Origin of the sequence: Chitinimonas lacunae, assembly GCF_042650885.1 — a bacterium.
In the GTDB taxonomy this organism is placed as follows: domain Bacteria; phylum Pseudomonadota; class Gammaproteobacteria; order Burkholderiales; family Chitinimonadaceae; genus Chitinimonas_A; species Chitinimonas_A lacunae.
This window is the reverse complement of record NZ_JBHSBU010000001.1, coordinates 3980777-4001284: the sequence shown is the minus strand read 5'-3', so window position 1 is coordinate 4001284 and position 20508 is coordinate 3980777. Positions and strand designations below refer to the sequence as shown.

Below are 20508 nucleotides of genomic sequence, written 5' to 3'. Positions count from 1 at the left end.
GGCTTGACCCGACTCTGGCAAGGCCGGCATGCCTGGCCGCTGCTGCCGCTGTCTGCGCTGTTTGGCGGACTGGCGGCGGCGCGGCGGCTGGCCTACCGGCGCGCTTGGCTGACCAGCGAGCGGCTGCCGGTCCCGGTGGTGGTGGTCGGCAATATCAGCGTCGGCGGCACCGGCAAAACCCCCCTTACCCATTACCTGGCGCGCGCCCTTGGCGCGCGCGGCCATCTTGCGGCCGTGGTCAGCCGTGGCTATGGCGGCCGGGTCGACGGCGTGGCCGAAGTTGACCCACGCGGTCCGGCTGAGCTATTTGGCGACGAACCGCTGCTATTGGCCCGCCACAGCGGCGTACCGGTCTTTGTTGGCCGCGACCGGGTCGCGGCCGCCCGCGCCTTGCTGGTGGCCTATCCACGCTGCAGCGTGATCCTGTGCGACGATGGCCTGCAACACTACCGACTGGCGCGCGATATCGAGATTGCGGTGATCGACGGCCAACGCGGCCTCGGCAATGGCTGGCTGCTACCGGCCGGCCCGCTGCGCGAGCCGCCGGCCCGGCTTGGAACGGTCGATGCAGTGGTCATCAACGGCGGCGCCTGGCCTGCCGGGCTGCCACAACATCGGGCCGGCTTTGCCATGCAGTTGCGGTCGGACATGCCCTATCGGATCGATCGTCCCGAACAGCAACGACCACTTGAGTCCTTCCGGGGCGAGCCGCTCGCTGCGGTGGCCGGTATCGGCCATCCCCCGCGCTTTTTCGCGGCCTTGCGCGCAGCCGGCCTGGAGTTCGAAGCGTTTCCCTATCCCGACCATCATCCCTACTGCGCAGCCGACCTGGCACGCTGGCGTGGCCGTACCGTGCTCACCACCGAAAAGGACGCGGTCAAGCTGGAATCGTTGGCCGCAGCAGCAGGAGACGATGGTAAAATTTGGGCGCTGCCGGTCGCGGCCGAGGTCACACCGGATCTCGCCGACTGGCTGCTGGCGCGTTTACCGCCACCGCCTTTGTGAGCCCCGATGGACGCCAAACTGCTCGACATCCTTGTCTGCCCGATCTGCAAGGGCCCCCTCCACTACGACCGCACCCGCCAGGAACTGGTCTGTCGCGGCGACCGCCTCGCCTATCCGATCAAGGATGACATCCCGGTGATGCTGGAAAGCGAAGCGCGCGAACTGGCCGCCGAGGAGGAAGTGCCGTCGTGAGCGCCACCGATTTCGTGGTCCTGGTGCCAGCGCGCCTTGCCTCGTCGCGGTTGCCGGAAAAACCGCTGGCCGATATCGGTGGCCGACCCATGGTGGTCCGGGTGGTCGAACGCGCGAGCCTGAGCGGCGCCCGGCAGGTCCATGTCGCCACCGACGACCGCCGCATTTTCGATACGGTCAGCGAGCACGGCCATCGCGCCCTGATGACGCGCGCCGACCACGAATCGGGCAGCGAGCGACTGGCCGAGGCCGTCGACCTGCTCGGCCTCGATGACGATACCGTGGTGATCAATGTGCAAGGCGACGAGCCGCTGATCGAGCCGGCGCTGATCGATCAGGTGGCCGCCATGCTGCTCGGACAGCCCGATCTGCCGATGACCACCGCCTGTCATCCGATCCGCGAAGCGGCCGAGCTGTTCAATCCCAACGCCGTCAAGGTGGTGCTTGACCGCATCGGGCGTGCGCTCTACTTTAGTCGGGCGCCCATTCCATACGCCCGCGACGCCTTCGCCGCCTTCGACCCTCAGCGCGATGCGTTGCCTCCGGACCTACCGGTCTACCGGCATATCGGCATCTACGGTTATCGCGCCGGTTTTCTGCGCCGCTACCGCACGCTCGAATCCTGCGCGCTGGAACGCGGCGAAGCCCTTGAACAACTGCGCGTGCTCTGGCACGGTCATCCGATCGGTGTCGCCGTCGTCGATAGCGCGCCCGAAGCCGGCGTCGATACGCCGGCCGATCTGGAGCGGGTCCGCGCCCGCTGGGCCAGCCTGCACGACTAGCCGCCGCACCACAGGCCGCGAACCGCGTCGCGGCCGACGAACGAACCATCACACTTAGGAATTGCCATGAGACTGATTCTTCTGGGCGCGCCCGGCGCCGGCAAAGGCACCCAAGCCAACTTCATCAAGGAGAAGTTCGGCATCCCGCAAATCTCGACCGGCGATATGCTGCGTGCTGCCGTCAAAGCCGGTACGCCGCTCGGTCTCGAAGCCAAGAAGATCATGGATGCCGGCGGTCTGGTCCGCGACGACATCATCATCGGCCTGGTCAAGGAACGGATCGCCCAGGACGACTGCAAGAACGGTTTCCTGTTCGACGGCTTCCCGCGCACCCTGCCACAGGCCGAAGCGCTCAAGGATGCCAATGTGGCCATCGACTATGTGGTCGAAATCGACGTGCCCGACTCGGAAATCGTCGAGCGCATCACCGGTCGCCGGGTCCATCCGGCCTCGGGTCGGGTCTACCATGTGGTATTCAACCCGCCCAAGACCGAAGGCCGTGACGACGAGACCGGCGAGCCGCTGATCCAGCGCGACGACGACAGCGAAGCCACGGTGCAGAAACGGCTGGCCGTCTACCACGAGCAGACCGAAGTGCTGGTCGGCTACTACTCGCAACTGGCCGCCTCGGGTGATGACCGGGCACCGAAATACGTCAAGATCGCCGGTGTGGGTCCGGTCGAGGAAATCCGCGACCGCGTCTTCGACGCACTGGGCGCCACCGTCGCCGCTTAAACGACGCGCCAACGGGCGGGATTCCCCGCCCGTTGTCACGTCCAGCCCATGCCAACCGGTCTTAATCATCTGACCCTGGCGGTCGCCGATCTCGACCGCGCCTTTGTCTTCTACCGTGACCTGCTGGGCGCCACGCCCCGTGCCCGCTGGGACAGCGGTGCCTATCTACAGATCGGCCCGCTCTGGCTCTGTCTCAGTCTCGATCCAGCCCAGACCGGTACGGTAGCCCCGCACTACAGCCATATCGCCTTCGATTGCCCTGCCACCGAATTCGCCCGGCAGGCCGAGCGCCTGCGCCAGGCCGGCGTGGTCGAATGGCGCAGCAATCGCAGCGAAGGCGACTCGCTGTATTTTCTCGACCCCGACGGTCATAAGCTCGAACTCCATGTGGGCGACCTCGCCAGCCGGCTGGCGGCCTGCCGCGAGCAGCCCTATTCCGGCATGCAGTTCTTTCCCGACTAGCCCCATGTCTCACGCCAACCGCGCCATCCTGTTCGATCTCGACGACACCCTGTTCGACCATCACCGCGCCATGAGCGCGGCGATCGGGGCGATTCACGCGGCGCACGGCGAGGGCTTGCCGTTTGAGCCGTTCAGCCTGCTCCATGCCGAACTGCTCGAACAGATCCATCTCGATACCCTGGCTGGTCGGCTCAGCCTCGAAGCCGCACGGGTCGAGCGTTTCCGCCGGCTGTTCGCCCATTTCGCGCGGCCGCTCGGCGACAGCGCCGCCGCCGAGATGGGGGCCGACTACCGACGCCATTTGCAGGCCAACCGCTATCCGATCGACGGTGCGGCCGAGCTGCTGCAAGCCTTGCGGGCCGCTGGCGTGGCGGTGGCGGTAGTCAGCAACAATCTGGAACAGGAACAGCGCGACAAGCTCGCCCATCTGGGGCTCGACCGCCTGATCGATCTTTTGGTGACCTCAGAGCGGGTCGGCTGTGCCAAACCGGCGCCGGCGATCTTTCAGACGGCCCTGCGAGAACTCGATGTCCCGGCCCAGGCCGCCGTGATGGTGGGCGACAACTGGCAGGCCGATGTGGCGGGTGCCGTGACATGCGGCCTCAAGGCCGCCTGGCTCAACCGTTTCGGCCGCCGCTGCCCCGAGCCGACGCTCGCCTATCTGCCACTCGACTCGCTGACCCCGACCGACCGGCTGGCCCGGCGGCTGATCAGCCACGGTTGCGCCAACCAGCTTTGCTAGAATGGCGCCACTTTGCCGTCGTGAAAGGAAAGCATGCGTCTCGTCCCAAGCTGTATTGCCCTGGCGCTCGCCGCACCGGCCCTGGCCGCCGAAACCGGCATCGAACTCAGTGTGATCGTCAATGCCCCGCCTGCCGAGGTATGGAAAGCCTGGAGCACCGGCGAGGGCATCGTCAGCTTTTTCGCCCCGGCCGCCCGGGTCGATGCCCGGCCCGAAGGCCCGTACGAAATCTATTTCAATCCTTACGCCGAAGCGGGCAAACGCGGCTCCGACGAGATGCGCGTTCTGGCCGTTGATCCGGGCAAGCTGCTGTCGTTCACCTGGCGTACCCCGTCTGCGGCATTGGGCGCCCAGCGCACGGTGGTGGTGTTGCGGCTCAAGCCGATGCCGGACGGCCAGCGTACCGAAGTGATGCTCAACCATATCGGCTGGGGCGAAGGCGAAGCCTGGGACAAGGTCCGCAGCCAAGCCGCCCAGCTCTGGTCGGGTGCCCTGCGCGGCCTGAAACTGCGTTTTGACAAGGGTCCATACGACTGGTCCGGCTGGTACGCCAAGATGCGCGAGCTGCGCGCCAAGGCAGGCCAGTCGAGCGAACTGCCGCCCTTGCCCGAAGGCAGTGTCAGCGCACCAGCCACCAGGCCCGCCGCAACGACGCCGGCTCCTGCTGCAACCACACCCGAGACGCCCAAATCTGGCGCGCCAGCCAATGGCACCGGCTCCCTCGACGCCGCCAGATCTGCCCCAACCGCCCCCGATTCCCCATCCCGCCCGGAGACTTCCGTCAAATGACCGTCAAGAATGCCTTCTACGCCCAATCGGGCGGCGTGACTGCTGTGATCAATGCCAGCGCCTGCGGCGTGATCGAGACCGCCCGCCGCCATCCTGACCGGATCGGCCGGGTCTATGCCGGTCGCAACGGCATTATTGGTGCGCTGACCGAGGATCTGATCGACACCAGCCTCGAGAGCGCCGAGCAGATTGCCCGTCTGCGCCATACCCCGTCGGGTGCCTTCGGTTCCTGCCGCTACAAGCTCAAATCGCTTGAGCAGCACCGTGAGCAGTACGAGCGGCTGATCGAAGTATTCAAGGCCCACGATATCGGCTACTTCTTCTACAACGGCGGCGGCGACTCGGCCGACACCTGCCTCAAGGTGTCGCAACTGTCGGAAACCATGGGCTACCCCATCGTGGCGGTCCATGTGCCGAAGACCGTCGATAACGACCTGCCGATCACCGACTGCTGCCCAGGGTTTGGCTCGGTGGCCAAGTACGTCGCCACGTCGATCCGCGAAGCGGGCTATGACGTGGCCTCGATGGCCAAGACCTCGACCAAGGTCTTCATTCTCGAAGTGATGGGCCGCCATGCCGGCTGGATTACCGCAGCGTGCGGTCTGGCCGCCGAGCAGGAAGGCGAAGGGCCGCATATCCTGCTGTTCCCGGAAATCGAATTCGACCCCGAGCGCTTCCTGGCCAAGGTCAAGGAGACGGTCGAGCGTCATGGCCATTGCGTGATCGGCGTCTCCGAGGGCATCAAGGGTACCGACGGCAAGTTCCTGTCCGAGTCGGGCCTGCGCGACGCCTTCGGCCATGCCCAGCTGGGTGGGGTGGCGCCGACGCTGGCGCAGTTGATCAAGGACAAGCTGGGCTACAAGTACCACTGGGCCGTGGCCGACTATCTGCAACGCGCTGCCCGCCATATCGCTTCCCGCACCGATGCCGAACAGGCTTACGCGCTCGGCCGGGCAGCCGTCGAGATGGCCCTGGCCGGCAAGAATGCGGTGATGCCGGCGATCCGCCGTCTGGCCGACGCCCCGTACCGCTGGGATATCGTCGAAGCGCCGCTGGCGCAAGTTGCCAATGTCGAGAAATTCATGCCGCGCGACTTCATCAGCGCCGACGGCTTCCATATCACCGACGCCTGCCGTGCCTATCTGTCGCCCCTGATCGAAGGCGAGGACTACCCGCCTTATCGCAACGGTCTGCCTGACTATGTCCGGCTGGCCAATATCGCCGTGGCCAAGAAGACCGGGCGTGACTTCCAAGTCTAAACAAAAATAGTGTAAAAACGTTTAAATGCCGCGCCATATATAGCGCGGCATTTTCATATTATTTTCCAATTTGGCAGCTCAGGCTTTTGGCCCTTGAATTTTTGCGGCCACAGCAGGATAAAGGCAGCGGAGCCCGCATCAGCCCGCCGCACTCCAGCCTTCAAAAAGGAACCGTCGACTTGCCCAATGCCGGCGCCAACCCCATCGTGCCCGTTCTGCCTGCCATTCCCGATCTGGCGCGCGCTCAGCGCATTCTGGTCTGGGTGACGGTGCTGGCCATCGTGTTGCCTGTGCTGCTGTTTCTGCTGCTGATGCTGCTCAGCCACAGCAAGGCCCACGCCACCGCGCAGGAGCGGGCCGATCAGATGCTCAGGGTGGCACAGGAACACGCCCTCAAGACCATCGAAACCAACCGCCAACTGCTGGAGCGGGTGCTGGAGCTGCTCGACAACGACTACCGCGACAGCCGTTTGCCGGTCAACGAAGCGATTCTGCACAACAAGCTCAAGGACTATGTACGCGACCTGCCGCAGGTACGCGGCATCAGCGCCGTCGATGCCCAGGGTCGCCCGCTGGCGGCAAGTCAGCTCTATCCCTTGCCGGCCAATCTGCATATCCGCGACCGGATCGACTACAAGGCACTACGGCAGCAGCAGCGGCATTTCTATATCACCCCGATCATGCTGGGTCAGCTCAGGAAGATTCCATTCTTCAGCATCGACCAGGCCCGCTACCGGCCCGACGGCGTGTTCGACGGGATCGTGATGGTGTCGATGGAACCGGATTACTTCAACGACTACTACCGGCAATTGGTGTCCAACCATCCGGGCATGCGGCTGACGCTATTGCAAGGCGAAGGCGCCGTATTGGCCCGCTCGGCCCCTACCCCGGCGGAGGAACAGAAACTCCTGCACGAGTTGATCGCCCGCCAGCCGGCCCAGTTCAGCCGCTTGTTGCCCGGCAGGCAGGGCCAGACCTATCTGGCCTTGCGTCAGGTCGGCAACTATCCGCTCTATGTGGCCGTGAGCTACCCCGAAAGTGAATCGCTGGCCGGCTGGTATCGCGACCTGCTGGTGATGGCGGCCTTTCTGTTGCTGCCGATGTTCGGCCTGGTGTTTGTGCTGCTGCGCACGCTGCGCCGGCTCAAAAGCGAGGCGGCGGTCTGGCAGCGCTGGCGCGAGGAAGTGACGATACGCGAATCGATGGAAACCACCCTCAAGCAGTCACGCCGGCTCGAAGCGCTGGGCCAGCTGACGGGCGAGGTGGCGCACAGCTTCAACAATCTGTTGCTGGTGTTCTCGACCAGTACCTTGCTGCTGCGCCGGCTGCTGCCACCCGGCAGTGGCGAGCAGACGCTGGAAACCATGGAGCGAGGCGTCGAATCGGGCAAGCGGCTGACCCGCCAGTTGTTGGCTTTCTCACGCCGTCAGCCGCTACGGCCCGAGGTGGTCGATTTCGCCCGGCAGATGAACGATTTCGGCGTGCTGCTGCAAGCCTCGATCGGCAGCCATGTCAACCTGACGCTCGATGTGGCCGAGCAGGTCGCCAATATCCGGGTCGACGGCTCGGAACTCGAACTGGCCCTGCTCAATCTGGCACTCAACGCCCGCGCGGCCATGCCGCAAGGCGGCGAGCTGACCGTCCGCGCCCTCAATGTCACCCTCAGCGGCGAGCCGGCCGGACTCCAGGGCGACTTCGTCCGCATCGATGTGATCGACGATGGCGAGGGCATCGCGCCCGAGGATATGGATCGGGTATTCGAACCTTTCTTCACCACCAAGGCCGACGGCACCGGGCTCGGGCTGGCCCAGGTCTACGGCTTTTGCATCCAGTCGGGCGGTGCGGTGACGATCAGCAGCGAAATGGATGTCGGCACCTGCGTCACCATGTACCTGCCCGCCAGCCAGGAAACCGCGCAAAACACCACCGAAAACCCGGCCTCGCCGCGTCCGGTCGGGTCGGCCGGCCGGGTGCTGGTGGTCGAGGACAACGCCGATGTGGCGCGCTCGACCCAGACCCTGCTCGAACATCTGGGCTATAGCGTCGATATCGCCGCCTCGGCCGATGGTGCGCTGTATCGGATCATGCTCGACTGCCAGTGGGATGTGATCGTGTCCGATGTGATGATGCCGGGCACGCTCAATGGCATCGGTCTGGCACTCAGGCTGCAACAGGCACAACCCGATCTGCCCGTCTTGCTGGTGACCGGCTACGCCGCCGAACTCGAACAGGCCCAGGCAGCGGGCCTTCATGTGCTGGCCAAGCCCTATTCGACCGGTGCCCTGGAGCGGGCGCTCCATCAGGTGCGGATGACGGTCAAGACCTGAAGCCCTGCCAGTCGATACGAGTCGGCGTGATGGCTCCCTGCTTCAATTCGCCAATCTCTATTTATATTTTCTTTCAAATTGGCGTTCAAACTGTCCAAGCTCTTAGCATGGGCCGACTTGGATTCCAACACCCAAAATTGCCTTCATTGCCTTTCTTGCCAAGTACTCAAGCAATGGCACGTCACACCGCCTCGCTGCGGACATACGCTCCGTACCCATAAGATGAAAAGCCAGCTTTAAAGAGAATATTAATAAGATCTGACTGTTTTGCCGACTGCCATAAAAAAACGCCTCGTCAGACGAGGCGCTTTTCATTGAGGCAGCGTAGACGGCGGCCAGTGCAGCCGTTCTACCAGGCCGCCTTACTGCTTCTCGGCGACTTTGGCCTCGGCCGACTTCTTGCGGCTGCCTTCACCGATATAGCTGTCCATGAACTGCTCGACGGCGCGGCCGAAGATGATGTTGTTTTCTTCCTTGGCCCAGCCGTGGCCTTCGCCGACGAACACCATCCACTGCACCTTATTGCCCTGCTTGAGCAGGCGGTCGCGCATCTTCTCGCCGTGGATGATCGGCACGCGGATGTCTTCCGAGCCATAGGCCATCAGCACCGGCGCCTTGATCTTGTCGGCGTTTTCGATGGCAGAGGCCTTCTTGAAGTACTCATGATCCTTTTCCGGATCGCCGTGAGTGGCCTTGAGCACGTATTTGGAGAACATCGAGCCCGACACATCGGACCAGGTGACGGTGAAGAACATCTTCGGATCGGTCACGCCGACGAAGTTGACGCCGCACTGGTACAGATCGGGGTCCTTGATCAGACCGTACATGGTGGCGTAACCGCCGTAGCTGGCGCCCATGATGCAGATGCGATTCTTATCGACCGTGCCTTGCTTGACCAGCTCCATCACGCCGTCGGTCACATCGTCCTGCATGCTCATGCCCCACTGTTTCCAGCCGGCGCGGAACAGCTTCCAGCCAAAGCCGGTGGAAAGACGGAACTGCGGCTGCAACACGGCATAGCCGCGCGAGGCCAGCAGTTGCACATTGGGGTCGAAGCCCCACTGGTCACGGGCATGCGGGCCACCGTGGACATAGGCCACCAGCGGCAGATCCTTGGCGACCTTACCCTTGGGCAGGGTCAGATAGGCCGGGATTTCCATCCCGTCGCGCGCCTTGTACTTGATGACCTGGGTCGAGGACATCTTGCTCGGGTCGATTTCGGGCTTGACCTCGAACAGCGGTTCAAGCTGCTTGGTCTTGGTGTGATAGAGCGAATAGCGGCCCGGGTCGGTTTCCGAGCGCGAGGCGACCAGCACGGTATCGCCGCGCCATTGCAGGCCGTTGAAGGTGGTCTTGAAGTGGGCGTCGAGCGAGCCTTGCAGATTGGCGTAGTCGTCGTCGAAGTAGTAGACCTCGTCCTTGAGACCCTCCACGCGCAGACCAACAATCTTCTTGCGGTGGTAGTCGAAGATCAGGCCGGCATCACCGCCACCGAAGAACTCACCGATATCGACTTCCGGGTGGGCCAGCACCAGTTCCTTGGGCTGATTCTTGTCGAAGTCCCAGGTGTAGAGCGCCATCTTGTCCTTGTCGCCCCGGCCGACCATGTAGGTGGTCTTGTTGTCGAAGTCCATGCCGACCGGGAAGAAGCCCGGCTCGTCCCAGAAGAACTCGTGGAGCTGGCGCCACGGCGTCTTGGCGTCTTCGCGGTAGAAGACGTGGTACTTCATCTTGCCGGCGGTCTTGTCGGCGCGCATCGACACGGCGAAGCGGGCGACCAGGTTGTGGTCGAGCACCCAGTTGTGGACCCGGCCCGGGGTGTCGAAGGTCAGGATGTTTTTACGGCCGGTCTTGGTATTGAGGCGGTAGACGTCGGCACCGGGCATATCGGGATCGCCGTCACGCTCGTTGTAGCTGACCAGGATGTCGTCGGAAACGAAATCGGTGCCGCCGATCAGGCCCATATGCCGATAGACGCGGGCGCCCGAGGCGAATTGCTGCTTGGCGGTCTGGGCCAGTTCGCGGAACTGGGTGCCGTCGGCGTTGACGGCATAGAGGCCGCCGCCGGCGTTTTCGGCCATCACCACCTTGCGGTCGGAAATGCTGAATACCAGCCGATCATTGTTGACCCAGAACGGATTGACCACGTCCCAATCGACGTTGTAAGCGACCAGCTTGCCTTGTTTCTTGTCCAGATCGATCACCGACAGGGCCAGCCGGTCATTGCGCGGGACCAGCACTGCCAGCTTCTTGCCATTGGGCGACAACACTGCACTGCCGTAGGCCGCCTTCTTGAACAATGCCTCGATCGAAACGGCCGGGGCCGGCTCGGCTGCCAGGACCGATACCGGCGCCGTCAGCGCCAGCAGGGCAGCCAGCGTGACACGCGTGAGCGCGCTTTGCTTCATGGGATTCTCCACCTTGGTCTATCGCAAATCGGCCCGGCCAATCCCGGCCGGGCCAAACGCCCGATAGTAAGCAATGGCCGGCGGCCGCGCAGCAAGCACGGCAAAGGGGCAAGACTTGGACAAAGAAACTGTCTCGTTCTGCCTACAACCCGGCCCGCTCGCAGCAGGGCGCAAGCCGCTCATAGACCGCCTCCGCCAGATCGGCGCGCAGACAGTCGAACGGCTCGACGTCGTCCATTCCGCGCAGCCAGGTCAACTGGCGCTTGGCCAGTTGGCGGGTGGCAAACACACCCTGGTCGGCCAATTGGCGGTAATCGATATGGCCGTCGAGATACTGCCAGGTCTGGCGGTAGCCAACACAGCGCATCGACGGCAAGGCCGGGTCGAGATCAAGATAGTGGCGCCGCAAGGCTTCGACCTCATCGACCAGCCCGTCTGTCAACATCTGCCGGAAACGCACGGCAATGCGCTCATGCAGCACCGCCCGCTCGCTCGGCAGCAGCGCCAGCTTGAGCAGCCGATAGGGCAGGCCGGCCGGTGGATGCTCGGCCAGCCAGGCCGACATCGGCCGGCCTGTGGTCAGGCAGACTTCCAGCGCGCGCTGGACACGCTGGGCATCAGTGGGTTCTAGCCGGGCCGCGCTCGCCGGGTCCAGCTCGGCCAGCCGTGCATGCAGGGCCGGCCAGCCCAGCCGGGCGGCGTCGGCATCGAGTTCGGCCCGGACCGCCGGATCGGCTTCGGGCAGTTCGTGCAGGCCGTACTGGAGCGCGTTGAAATACAGCATGGTGCCGCCGACCAGGACGGGCAGCCGGCCTCGACGGCGGATTTCCGCGATCAGCGCCAGCGCATCGTCACGAAAGCGGGCAGCCGAATAGGCGTCGGTCGGATCGACCAGATCGATCAGATGGTGCGGTGCCCGGGCCAGCGTGGCGGCGTCGGGTTTGGCGGTGCCGATGTTCATATCGCGATAGACCAGGGCCGAATCGACCGACACCAGTTCCACCGGCAGGCGTTCGGCCAGGGTCACGGCGGCAGCGGTCTTGCCGCTGGCCGTTGGCCCCATCAGAAACACCACCTCTGCATCATTCATTGTCTTGCGCCTCGTTGCCGCCACCACAGCAGCCCGCCACCCATCGCCAATGCCCCGATCAATGCCGGGACAAAGGCGAACCAGCCGAGCGGTTCCATGGTGGCCGATAGAATCAGAAAACACAGGCCGAGCCCGCTCAGGCCCGCCAGCATGCCGTGTAGCTGCGCCAGCATGGCCTCGCTGCCGGCACGGGCCAGGGTAAAGGCCGGCAGCACCGAGCCGGCGACCGGAAATACCGCCCAGACACCCGCGAGGGCCGGGCCGAGCCGACCGGCCAGCGCCGTCAGCCCCAGCACCAGCCCGAGTGCGGCAGCCATCCGGGCCAGCAGTTCGAATCTGGGCAATCCCAGCACAGGTACCGGCCCACGCGGCTGCGGCAACAGCCGGCTGGCCAGCCAGAGCGCCAGCAAGCCGCTGGCGGCGCTGCGCGGGTCGCGGGTGAGCCCAGTGAGACTGAGTCCCCAGGCACAGGCGGCAAAGGCACACCAGCCGACCAACAATCCGGCCGCCCAGCCGGCGCGCCGACCGATCAGACCGAAACAGCACAGATGGGCCGACACCGCCCATAAGCCGCCCGGCAAGGCGGTCGCCGCCGCCTGGGCGAACGGCTGGCCGCGTTCAAGCCATAAGGCGGCCACGATCGGTCCGGCGATCACCGGCAGACCACCGACCAGCCCGGCCAGGGCCGGTCCCCAGCGCCGGCCGGCCAGGCTTGCCAATCCGATCAGTAAAGGTGCGCCGAACAGCTTGACCGCCAGTGCCGCCCCCACTACTGGCCCCGCATAAACAGCTTGTCGAGCTGGCTCATGCTGAGCCGGAACCAGGTCGGGCGACCGTGATTGCACTGGCCCGAACGCTCGGTTGCCTCCATCTGGCGCAATAGCGCGTTCATTTCAGGCAGCGTCAGCGCCCGATTGGCCCGGACCGCGCCATGACAGGCCATGGTGGCCAGCAGCTCGTCGCGCCGCTCGGTCAGCACCCGGCTTGCCCCGACTTCACGCACATCGGCGAGTACCGAGCGCGCCAGATCGATCGCATCGGCATCCTTGAGCAGCAGCGGGACAGACCGGACCACCAGCTGGGTCGGACCGACCGCCGCCAGATCGAAACCGAGCCGTGACAGGGTGTCGCCGTGCTCCTCCACGGTCGCCACATCGAGCCGATCGGCAGTGAAACTCAGCGGCAGCAACAAGGGCTGGGTCGGCAGGCGATCGAGATCGAGCGCCCGCTTGAGTTGCTCGTACACCACCCGTTCATGGGCGGCATGCATATCGACCACGATCAGCCCGTCTTCGGCCTGGGCCAGGATATAGACACCATGTAGCTGCCCCAGCGCAAATCCCAGCGGCGGCACATCGGGGTCGGGCGCAGGCGGCGGGCGGACGAAGGCATCGTCGCGGCCGGCCGTGCTGGCCAAGTCCACGGTCTGGCTCACCGACTCGACCGGAACGGGGGAACGCGGTGTCTGATAAGCAGTCGACTCCTCGCGCCAGGCAGGCGCTGCCGGCGGCTCGCCGAACATCTTGGCGTAGAAGGCCATGCCGTCGCCGCTCTGGGTCTGGCCGAAGGGAATGCTGCCCTGCTGGTAGCGCGGGGCGATGGGAGGGCGCGATGACACGGGACTTGCCACCGGCTCGACAGTCGGTTCGGCCCCCGTGGCACCGGCCTGCTGGGCACCCGCTCGGGTCTGGGCCAGGGCCTTGTGCAGGGCATGGAACAGGAAACGGTGCACCGTCTGCGAATCGCGAAAGCGCACCTCGGTCTTGGTCGGGTGGACATTGACATCGACCGTTTCGGGGTCAAGTTCGACAAACAGCACATAGAGCGGCTGGCGCTCCAGATGGAGCACATCGCGATAGGCTTCGCGCACCGCATGGGCGACCACCTTGTCGCGCACAAAGCGGCCATTGACGAAGCAGAACTGGGCATCGCGGCTGGCGCGCGACTGGGTCGGCGAACCGGCAAAGCCCCACACCCGCAACATACCGGCCCGCTCGTCGAGTGCCAGGGCCGAGGCGGCGAATTCCTCCCCAAGCACCGCCGCCACCCGCGCCGCCGGCGTCTCGGGCTTGAGCCGCCATTGCGCCTTGCCGTTGTGGCTCATCATCAGCGCCAGATCGGGCCGCGACAGCGCCACCCGCTTGAACACATCGTCGCAGTGGGCGTACTCGGTGGACGCGGTCTTCAGAAAACGCCGGCGGGCCGGCACATTGAAGAACAGATCGCGTACTTCGACCACCGTGCCGGCCATCAAGGCGGCCGGTTCGGGGTCGCCGACCCGGCCGTTATCGGCCTCGACCCGCCAGGCGCCGTCGGCACCGGCAAAGCGGCTGGTCAGACTCAGCAGGGAAACCGAAGCGATACTGGCCAGCCCTTCGCCGCGAAACCCGAGCGAGCGCACCCGCATCAGGTCTTCGAGGCTGGCGATCTTGCTGGTGGCATGGCGCGCCAGGGCCAGCGCCAGCTCATCGCGGGCGATGCCCTCGCCGTTGTCGGTCAGGCGTATGAGTTTGCTTCCCCCTTCGGCCAAGTCTACGCTTAGTGAATCCGCACCAGCATCCAGACTGTTTTCCAGCAATTCCTTCAGCGCCGACGCGGGGCGTTCCACCACCTCGCCGGCAGCGATCTGGTTGATCAAATGATCTGGGAGCGGACGAATTCGGAACATGCGGGGCCGGGACCAGGTAGGGGAGTACCCAAGTATAACAGCCGCCTCCCAGCCCCAAGCGGGAGTGCCATTCATGGCCATCGGTGGAAAATACACCTTCGTGGTAATCGATGACGACGCCTTGCTGCGCTCGTTGATCCAGGGAATTCTCAAGGATGCCGGCTACGAGCTGGTCGCCGCCGCCCCCAACGGTGAACAGGGGCTCAAGGATTGCTTTGAGCGTCGTCCCGACTTCGTGATGCTCGATATCAACCTGCCCGGCACGGGCGGGCTCGATGTCCTGAAAAACCTGCGCCGAATGGCCAACCCGCCCCGGGTGATCATGGTGAGCGGCGAAGCGACCATGTCGCATGTCCGCAGCGCATTGGAGCATGGCGCCAACGGTTTCGTGGTCAAGCCGTTCAATGCAGCCCGCCTGCTTGCCGCCGTCGAGGGCGCCCTGCGCAGCGCTCCCCTGCCCTGAATCTCCACCAACCCTTAAAAGAAAATATTCTGCAAAACACATTCAAGGTATATGGCTAATTCCATTAGTAATGGAATAACCACCTGACACCCTGTGCAGGCACTCTGCTTGCCGTCTGTTCAGCATCTTCCCGGGTCTGCCGCGCTTCAGGCGCGTTTTACTTTGACCGGCGCCACTTCTATCATCCGCAGCCTTCCGGGACGCGCCATCGGCGCCGCGCCGGCTCGATGCTTAGGAGGCTCATTGTGCGCATCCCCTGTTCCCTTCTCTGGTTGAGCACCGCCCTGGTGGCAACCGCCCCGCTGGCCGACCGGCTGGCGCTGGGCCTCGACAATGGTCTGGTGCTGCGCGACAACGGCAGCGCCGTCAATCTGCGCCCGCTGGCCGATGCGCGCGGCCAGTTCTCGCTGGCGGCGATGGCCGATGAGACGGCGCCGCCGCGCCAGCTGCGCCAGGTAGCCATCGGCCTTCAGGCTCGGCTGGCTTTGCGCGAAGACGGCACGGTCTGGGCCAACGGCCTCTCGGGGCTCGGTGCCACGGGCAACGATGCCGGTTCGCCGTCCGAGTGGGTCCAGGTGCGCAAGCTCAGCGAGGTCGTGCAGATCGCCGCCGGCTACGGCCATGGTCTGGCGCTCAAACGCGATGGCACGGTCTGGGCCTGGGGCTGGAATGTCTTCGGTCAGATTGGCGATGGCAGCCACAACAATGCCCATCAGCCGCTCCAGGTGGCGGGCCTGAGCAAGGTGCGCCAGATCGGTACGCGCTTCAACAGCAGCTTCGCCCTGACCGAGAGCGGCGAGTTATGGGCCTGGGGCTACAACGACCACGGTTCGCTCGGCGACGGCAGCACCACGATGCGCCTGCGCCCGGTCAAGCTGGAACTGCCGGCCCTGCGCGAAATCGCCATCGGTGAGCAGCACAACTTTGCCCGCACCCAGTCGGGCGAATGGCTGGGCTGGGGCTACAACCTGCAATGCCAGGTCGGGGTCGCCCCAGGCGGGCGCTGCGAGGATGTGCTGGTGCCGACCCGGCTTGGCCGCAGCTGGAAAGCCATCATCCCCGGTTCGACCTATACCCTGGCGCTCAATGAGGACGGCAGCGCCTTATGGGGCTGGGGACGCGATCAGGCCGGGGTGCTCCATGGTCGCGGCAATGCCGAGGGCTCCATCACCCCGGTCGAACTCGACGGCAGCCGCTGGATCGGCCAGACCTTGAAGGAAGTGGTCATCGGCCGCTTCGCCGCCGCCGCCCTGACCGGAACGGGACGACTCTATTGGTGGGGCCAGGTCAACCATATCGACAACCCGGCCCAGCCGCTCCCCCAACTCGTCCAGCACGCCCCGGCCGCTCTCGACCTCAAGCAGGCCGACTCGTGCATGGCCCAGGCAAAGATGGTCGGCACCGACATCCGCCTGTCCCTGCCATGCGTGGGCTTCCAGGGGCAGGACTATCAGGCCGAACTGAGCCTCTTGCCGCTGTCGGGGCAGACGGTGTTCAGGTTGGACAGTCTGATGCCGCGCTGAAGTGATGCAGACTGGCCTCGCCAACCGGGTCACCAAGGCAGGGAGTCCAACAGGGCATGTTACTTAAGGGGCTCACCGAGCCGGCCAGCGTGCGTCTACTGAGCGTCCGGGACCGGTCCGGCGCGCTTACAGCCGCTTCACGACCCATTTCAGTTGCGGATCGTCAGGATGGGGCCGGATGTCGAATCCCAGCTTTTTCATCAAGCCCAGCATCGGTGAATTGGATGCGAGAATATCGCCTTCCATGGTGGTCAACTCCATCCCGCGTGCTGCCTCGAACAGGGCGTTCATCAATTGGTTGCCGAGACCGCGGCCTTGCCAGCGGTCGCCGATGGCGATGGCGAATTCGCAGCTGTCGAAGTCCGGATTGACCGAAAAACGCGCCACCCCAAGCATCTGCTCGCCCGCTACCGCAATCAGCGCCATCTCGCGGGCATAGTCGAGCTGGGTCAAGCGCACCAACAGGGGCTTGGTCAGTTGCTTGACCGTACCCATAAAGCGGTTGAAACGGCTCTGTTCCGACAGTTCCTCGCGCACGAAACGCTGCTCCATCTCGGCGTCCTCGGGACGGATAGGCCGCAGCGTATAAGCCAGGCCATCGCGTAACTGGCCTTCGCGCACCAGATGGGACGGATAGGGATGGATCGCCATATGGCTGTAGCGACGGAACTTCGCCGGCAGCGGCGCCACCGTCATGCCGGCATCGACGGCCACGGCGCCGTGCTCGTCCACCACCACCGGATTGAGATCGATCTCTTGCAGCTCGGGCAGCTCGCACACCATTTCCGACAGCCGCAGCAGCACTTCCTTGACCGCCTCCATATTGGCCGCCGGATGGTTACGGTACGGGCCAAGCGCCCGGGCGATCTTGCTGCGGCGGATCAGGCTGTGGGCGATCACATCGTTGAGGGGCGGCAGCGTCACCGCCACATCATCGAACAGCTCCACCGCCTCGCCACCGGCGCCAAACAGGATCAGCGGGCCGAATACCGCATCGCGCGCCGCGCCGATCATCAATTCGCGGCCATGGCGACGGCTGTGCATCTTCTGCACCACCAGACCTTGCAGATTGAGCCCACGCTTGGCCGATTCCACCAGCAACTGCGTCGCGGCGGCCGCAACGGCATCGAGGGTGTGCAGATCGAGCAGCACCCCTTCGACCTCGCTTTTATGCAATACCCCGTCAGCGTCGATCTTGAGGGCCACCGGCAGGCCGAGCTTGACGGCGGCAGCCACCGCCTCGTCCACGGTCCGGACCGTCTGCGAGGCAGCAAACGGGATATGGAAGGCTTCGAGTACCGTCATGGTCTCGCGCGCGTCGAGGGTGGCGCGGCCAGCGTCGAGCGCCCGCCGGATCGCCGCGCGGGCCGCCGCCACATCGGGCGCATCGCGCGAAGCCAGCGGGCCTGGCGTCTGCAAGCTCAGCAATTGGATATGGGCATAGGCCGCCAGACTGGCAAACGCCTCGACGGCATGCTCAGGCGCAGTGAAATAGGCCATCTTGGCGCGATCGAGCCGTTTTCTCGACAGGGCGATCTTCTTGTCGCCCAGCCATACCAGCAGCAGCAATTTGTCGGTCTGGTCACGCAGCGTGATCATGCGCTCGGCCGTCAACAGATCGTCGGTGCCCGCCTGCGGCGTCAGCAGCACCATCACACCGTCGATCTGCGGATCGGCCAGACAGGCTTCGGTTGCCGCCACAAAACGATCGGGCGGCGCATCGCCCAGAATATCGACCGGATTATCGTGACTGCCGATCGGCGGCAATACCGCGTCGAGCCGGGCAATCGTGGCCGGGTCGAGTCGGGGCAGCTCCACCTGGAGTTCACGCGCCCGGTCCACCGCCATCCGGCCGACGCCATAGCCATTGGAAATCACCGCCAGCCGCCGGCCTCGCACCCGATAGTTGGCAGCCAGCATTCGGGCGGCAATCGACATCTGCACCATGGTTGACACGCGCAGCACCCCGGCACGGCGCATGGCCGCATCGAATGCGTCATCGCGGCCGATCAGCCGCTCCGAGTGGGTGCGTGCCGCCGTGCTCGACACCCCAGGCTCGGCATAGCGGCCCACCTTGAGCGTCACCACCGGCTTGGTGCGCGCCGCCGCCCGCAAGGCGCTCATAAAGCCGCGTGCCTCACCCACATCTTCGAGATACAGCAAGATGCCGTGGGTACGGCTGTCCTGCGACAGGTAATCGAGAATCTCGCCGAAATTGACATCGGCAGCGGCACCCAGCGACACCACATTGGAAAAACCCACCTCGTGCGCCTCCGCCCAATCGAGCACGGCACTCGCCACCGAACTTGACTGCGACAGCAGCGCCAGATTGCCCGGCTTGACCCGGCCCTGGTAGTTGGCGGCGATCAGGCCGATATCGGGCCGCATCAGCCCGAGCAGATTGGGGCCGAGCACGCGCAGCCCATAGCGCTGCGCTTCCTGCATCGCTTCGTTGAGCAGGGCGCGGTTATGGCTGTCGACCGCCACAAAATCGCGCGACAGCACCAGCGCCGTCTTCACGCCGTGTTCGCCGCATTCGCGCAGCAACTGCGGCAGGGTGCGGGCAGCGGTGGCGATCACCGCCAGATCGATCTCCCGCTCGGGCAGATCGCGTAGACGGGCATAGACCCGCTCACCGTATACCGTCGGGTGACGCAGATTGACCCCGTAGATCCGCCCCTTGAACGGCGCATCGAGCAGATTGCGGAACACGCGCGAACCGACCGATTCCGGGGTTTCCGACGCCCCGATCACCGCGACGCTCTTGGGTTGGAACAGAGGGGTGAGATAGTGGGCCTTCATGGCAGTCCAGATATCCATCGTGATGGCCGCCTCCCGCACGGCTCGAACGGCTGTTCGACCCAGTGTAGCCGTCCGAACGGTGCGAGTGCTGCGCTATTCTGAAATAGAAAAATATAGGAAAAATATCTCCAAGACAGGCAGCTGCCTCTAAAAATAAAGGAATATTTTAGGCAACCACCTCATAACCCGCCGCTTCAATGGCCTCGCGCAATGCCGGCGGGGCGGTCTTGCTCGGGTCGAACTCGATCAGTGCCGATTTGGCGCCCAGGTCAACCCGGACGGTCGTCACGCCCGGTACCGACTTCAGCGCCTGCTCGACCGCCGCGACACAACCGCCGCAGCTCATGCCTTCGATCTGGAAAGTGTGTTCCATCTTGCTTCTCCACAAGTGAATAGAGGGGAAAGGGTGAGGCACTCAACGCCGGTCGCGCCACTGCCGCCAGCCCTGGCGGATATCGTCGGCCACCGGCACCGAAGCCAGCAGGCCCAGCCAGCAAGCCAGCGGCAGCGTCGCAATATACCCGACCCGCTGAAACGCCCAGGCACCAATCAGGGCGCCGCCGCAGAAGCTGCCGACCAGGCTCAGGTGCAGGGCCAGCTTGGCGGTATCGACCTGAACCGACTCCGGACCGACGCTGCGCTGGAACAGCAGCCGGCCCAGCTCGATACCGATATCGGTCAACATGCCGGTCAGATGGGTGGTACGAATCTCAGCGCGCGACAGCTTGGTGATCATGGCGTTCTGTAGCCCCATGATGTAGCACAGCAACAGCACGGTCGCGGGTGCCAGCAGTGCGGTGAAGCGGGCAAGTGCGGCGCCGAGCAGTCCGAACAGCAGCAATAACAGCGCCTCCAGCAACAGCGCCAGCGCATAGCGGCTGCGCAGTCCGCGTCGCCGGCCCCAGTTGAGCAGCAGCGTCGAGCTGATCGCACCGAGCACAAAGGCCAGCAGCGCCGCCAGCGCGGCCAGGGCGGCGGGGAAGTGGCCCAGGGCCATCTGGTCGGCGAACGCGGACGCCATACCGGTCATATGGGAGGTGTAGGCGCCGATCGCCAGAAAACCACCGGCGTTGACCGCGCCCGCGATGCAGGCAAGCGAGCGCCCGAGCCGGCGGTCGGCGGCGACGCTGCGCTGTTCGCCGCTGAATTGGCGCAAGTATTCGATGGGCATGGAAGGATGGGAAACGACAGGAACGGCGACAGCGCCGATATGCCGTCCGATCATATACAGCAACACAACAAACGCAAGCGCGGCGCCAGC

At 64.8% G+C, this 20508-nt stretch carries 18 protein-coding genes; 11 read left to right on the top strand and 7 right to left on the bottom strand.

What is annotated here, in order from left to right:
* Nucleotides 1-3 precede the first annotated feature (3 nt).
* The 9 genes from lpxK (at nucleotide 4) to ACFOW7_RS17120 (ending at nucleotide 8293) form a co-directional block, all read left to right on the top strand.
* The gene (gene lpxK / locus ACFOW7_RS17160) at nucleotides 4-1005 is read left to right on the top strand and encodes a tetraacyldisaccharide 4'-kinase (RefSeq protein WP_378166587.1); all 1002 of its coding nucleotides are present in this window, start codon (nucleotides 4-6) and stop codon (nucleotides 1003-1005) included.
* 6 nt (nucleotides 1006-1011) lie between these two features.
* Nucleotides 1012-1197, top strand: coding sequence for a Trm112 family protein (locus ACFOW7_RS17155; RefSeq protein WP_378166585.1), 186 nt, complete (start codon nucleotides 1012-1014; stop codon nucleotides 1195-1197).
* Nucleotides 1194-1979: a 3-deoxy-manno-octulosonate cytidylyltransferase gene (gene kdsB, locus ACFOW7_RS17150; RefSeq protein ID WP_378166583.1), complete on the top strand. Its 786-nt coding sequence runs from the start codon at nucleotides 1194-1196 to the stop codon at nucleotides 1977-1979. The genes ACFOW7_RS17155 and kdsB overlap by 4 nt, the downstream gene beginning before the upstream one ends.
* A gap of 66 nt (nucleotides 1980-2045) precedes the next feature.
* Nucleotides 2046-2714 (top strand): adenylate kinase, encoded by a 669-nt coding sequence (gene adk, locus ACFOW7_RS17145; protein WP_378166581.1) that lies wholly within the window; start codon nucleotides 2046-2048, stop codon nucleotides 2712-2714.
* A 48-nt stretch (nucleotides 2715-2762) separates the two neighbouring features.
* Nucleotides 2763-3176: a fosfomycin resistance glutathione transferase gene (locus tag ACFOW7_RS17140; RefSeq protein ID WP_378166579.1), complete on the top strand. Its 414-nt coding sequence runs from the start codon at nucleotides 2763-2765 to the stop codon at nucleotides 3174-3176.
* A gap of 4 nt (nucleotides 3177-3180) precedes the next feature.
* A complete protein-coding gene (locus ACFOW7_RS17135) occupies nucleotides 3181-3918 on the top strand; it encodes an HAD family hydrolase (protein ID WP_378166577.1) in 738 nt (245 codons plus the stop codon).
* Nucleotides 3919-3951: 33 nt separating this feature from the next.
* Entirely contained in the window at nucleotides 3952-4707 is a 756-nt protein-coding gene (locus ACFOW7_RS17130) for an SRPBCC family protein (protein ID WP_378166575.1), read from the top strand.
* Nucleotides 4704-5966, top strand: a complete 1263-nt coding sequence (locus tag ACFOW7_RS17125) for a 6-phosphofructokinase (RefSeq protein WP_378166573.1) — start codon at nucleotides 4704-4706, stop codon at nucleotides 5964-5966. The genes ACFOW7_RS17130 and ACFOW7_RS17125 overlap by 4 nt, the downstream gene beginning before the upstream one ends.
* A gap of 179 nt (nucleotides 5967-6145) precedes the next feature.
* The gene (locus ACFOW7_RS17120) at nucleotides 6146-8293 is read left to right on the top strand and encodes an ATP-binding protein (protein WP_378166571.1); all 2148 of its coding nucleotides are present in this window, start codon (nucleotides 6146-6148) and stop codon (nucleotides 8291-8293) included.
* A gap of 362 nt (nucleotides 8294-8655) precedes the next feature.
* Here ACFOW7_RS17120 and ACFOW7_RS17115 read toward each other — a convergent pair whose 3' ends face one another.
* From ACFOW7_RS17115 to mutL, 4 genes are all read right to left on the bottom strand, one after another.
* The gene (locus ACFOW7_RS17115; protein ID WP_378166569.1) at nucleotides 8656-10701 is read right to left on the bottom strand and encodes a S9 family peptidase; all 2046 of its coding nucleotides are present in this window, start codon (nucleotides 10699-10701) and stop codon (nucleotides 8656-8658) included.
* A 142-nt stretch (nucleotides 10702-10843) separates the two neighbouring features.
* Complete coding sequence (gene miaA, locus ACFOW7_RS17110; RefSeq protein WP_378166566.1) at nucleotides 10844-11791, bottom strand: tRNA (adenosine(37)-N6)-dimethylallyltransferase MiaA; 948 nt, start codon at nucleotides 11789-11791, stop codon at nucleotides 10844-10846.
* Complete coding sequence (locus tag ACFOW7_RS17105; RefSeq protein WP_378166564.1) at nucleotides 11788-12561, bottom strand: hypothetical protein; 774 nt, start codon at nucleotides 12559-12561, stop codon at nucleotides 11788-11790. Before ACFOW7_RS17105 ends, miaA begins: the two co-directional genes overlap by 4 nt.
* The gene (mutL, locus tag ACFOW7_RS17100; protein ID WP_378166562.1) at nucleotides 12561-14459 is read right to left on the bottom strand and encodes a DNA mismatch repair endonuclease MutL; all 1899 of its coding nucleotides are present in this window, start codon (nucleotides 14457-14459) and stop codon (nucleotides 12561-12563) included. The genes ACFOW7_RS17105 and mutL overlap by 1 nt, the downstream gene beginning before the upstream one ends.
* Nucleotides 14460-14532: 73 nt before the next feature.
* On the opposite strand from mutL, the gene ACFOW7_RS17095 reads away from it, so the two are divergent.
* Nucleotides 14533-14922, top strand: a complete 390-nt coding sequence (locus ACFOW7_RS17095) for a response regulator (RefSeq protein WP_378166560.1) — start codon at nucleotides 14533-14535, stop codon at nucleotides 14920-14922.
* 245 nt (nucleotides 14923-15167) lie between these two features.
* Nucleotides 15168-16445 carry an RCC1 domain-containing protein gene (locus tag ACFOW7_RS17090; RefSeq protein WP_378166557.1) on the top strand — a complete coding sequence of 426 codons (1278 nt, stop codon included), beginning with the start codon at nucleotides 15168-15170 and terminating at the stop codon, nucleotides 16443-16445.
* 126 nt (nucleotides 16446-16571) lie between these two features.
* Here ACFOW7_RS17090 and ACFOW7_RS17085 read toward each other — a convergent pair whose 3' ends face one another.
* The 3 genes from ACFOW7_RS17085 to ACFOW7_RS17075 all read right to left on the bottom strand — a co-directional run bounded on the left by ACFOW7_RS17085 (nucleotide 16572) and on the right by ACFOW7_RS17075 (nucleotide 20418).
* On the bottom strand, nucleotides 16572-19265 hold the full coding sequence (locus ACFOW7_RS17085; RefSeq protein WP_378166554.1) for a bifunctional acetate--CoA ligase family protein/GNAT family N-acetyltransferase: 2694 nt from the start codon (nucleotides 19263-19265) through the stop codon (nucleotides 16572-16574).
* Nucleotides 19266-19413: 148 nt separating this feature from the next.
* Nucleotides 19414-19620 (bottom strand): heavy-metal-associated domain-containing protein, encoded by a 207-nt coding sequence (locus ACFOW7_RS17080; RefSeq protein WP_378166552.1) that lies wholly within the window; start codon nucleotides 19618-19620, stop codon nucleotides 19414-19416.
* A gap of 42 nt (nucleotides 19621-19662) precedes the next feature.
* Nucleotides 19663-20418 (bottom strand): YoaK family protein, encoded by a 756-nt coding sequence (locus ACFOW7_RS17075; RefSeq protein ID WP_378166550.1) that lies wholly within the window; start codon nucleotides 20416-20418, stop codon nucleotides 19663-19665.
* Nucleotides 20419-20508 lie beyond the last annotated feature (90 nt).

Excerpts from the sequence above, each read along its gene's own strand:
- adk (WP_378166581.1), top strand. The coding sequence starts at position 2,046 with ATGAGACTGATTCTTCTGGGCGCGCCCGGCGCCGGCAAAGGCACCCAA.
- ACFOW7_RS17135 (WP_378166577.1), top strand. The coding sequence starts at position 3,181 with ATGTCTCACGCCAACCGCGCCATCCTGTTCGATCTCGACGACACCCTG.
- ACFOW7_RS17080 (WP_378166552.1), bottom strand. The coding sequence starts at position 19,620 with ATGGAACACACTTTCCAGATCGAAGGCATGAGCTGCGGCGGTTGTGTC.
- ACFOW7_RS17155 (WP_378166585.1), top strand. The coding sequence starts at position 1,012 with ATGGACGCCAAACTGCTCGACATCCTTGTCTGCCCGATCTGCAAGGGC.
- ACFOW7_RS17085 (WP_378166554.1), bottom strand. The coding sequence starts at position 19,265 with ATGGATATCTGGACTGCCATGAAGGCCCACTATCTCACCCCTCTGTTC.
- ACFOW7_RS17130 (WP_378166575.1), top strand. The coding sequence starts at position 3,952 with ATGCGTCTCGTCCCAAGCTGTATTGCCCTGGCGCTCGCCGCACCGGCC.
- ACFOW7_RS17115 (WP_378166569.1), bottom strand. The coding sequence starts at position 10,701 with ATGAAGCAAAGCGCGCTCACGCGTGTCACGCTGGCTGCCCTGCTGGCG.
- ACFOW7_RS17075 (WP_378166550.1), bottom strand. The coding sequence starts at position 20,418 with ATGCCCATCGAATACTTGCGCCAATTCAGCGGCGAACAGCGCAGCGTC.
- ACFOW7_RS17125 (WP_378166573.1), top strand. The coding sequence starts at position 4,704 with ATGACCGTCAAGAATGCCTTCTACGCCCAATCGGGCGGCGTGACTGCT.
- miaA (WP_378166566.1), bottom strand. The coding sequence starts at position 11,791 with ATGAATGATGCAGAGGTGGTGTTTCTGATGGGGCCAACGGCCAGCGGC.
- mutL (WP_378166562.1), bottom strand. The coding sequence starts at position 14,459 with ATGTTCCGAATTCGTCCGCTCCCAGATCATTTGATCAACCAGATCGCT.
- ACFOW7_RS17140 (WP_378166579.1), top strand. The coding sequence starts at position 2,763 with ATGCCAACCGGTCTTAATCATCTGACCCTGGCGGTCGCCGATCTCGAC.
- ACFOW7_RS17095 (WP_378166560.1), top strand. The coding sequence starts at position 14,533 with ATGGCCATCGGTGGAAAATACACCTTCGTGGTAATCGATGACGACGCC.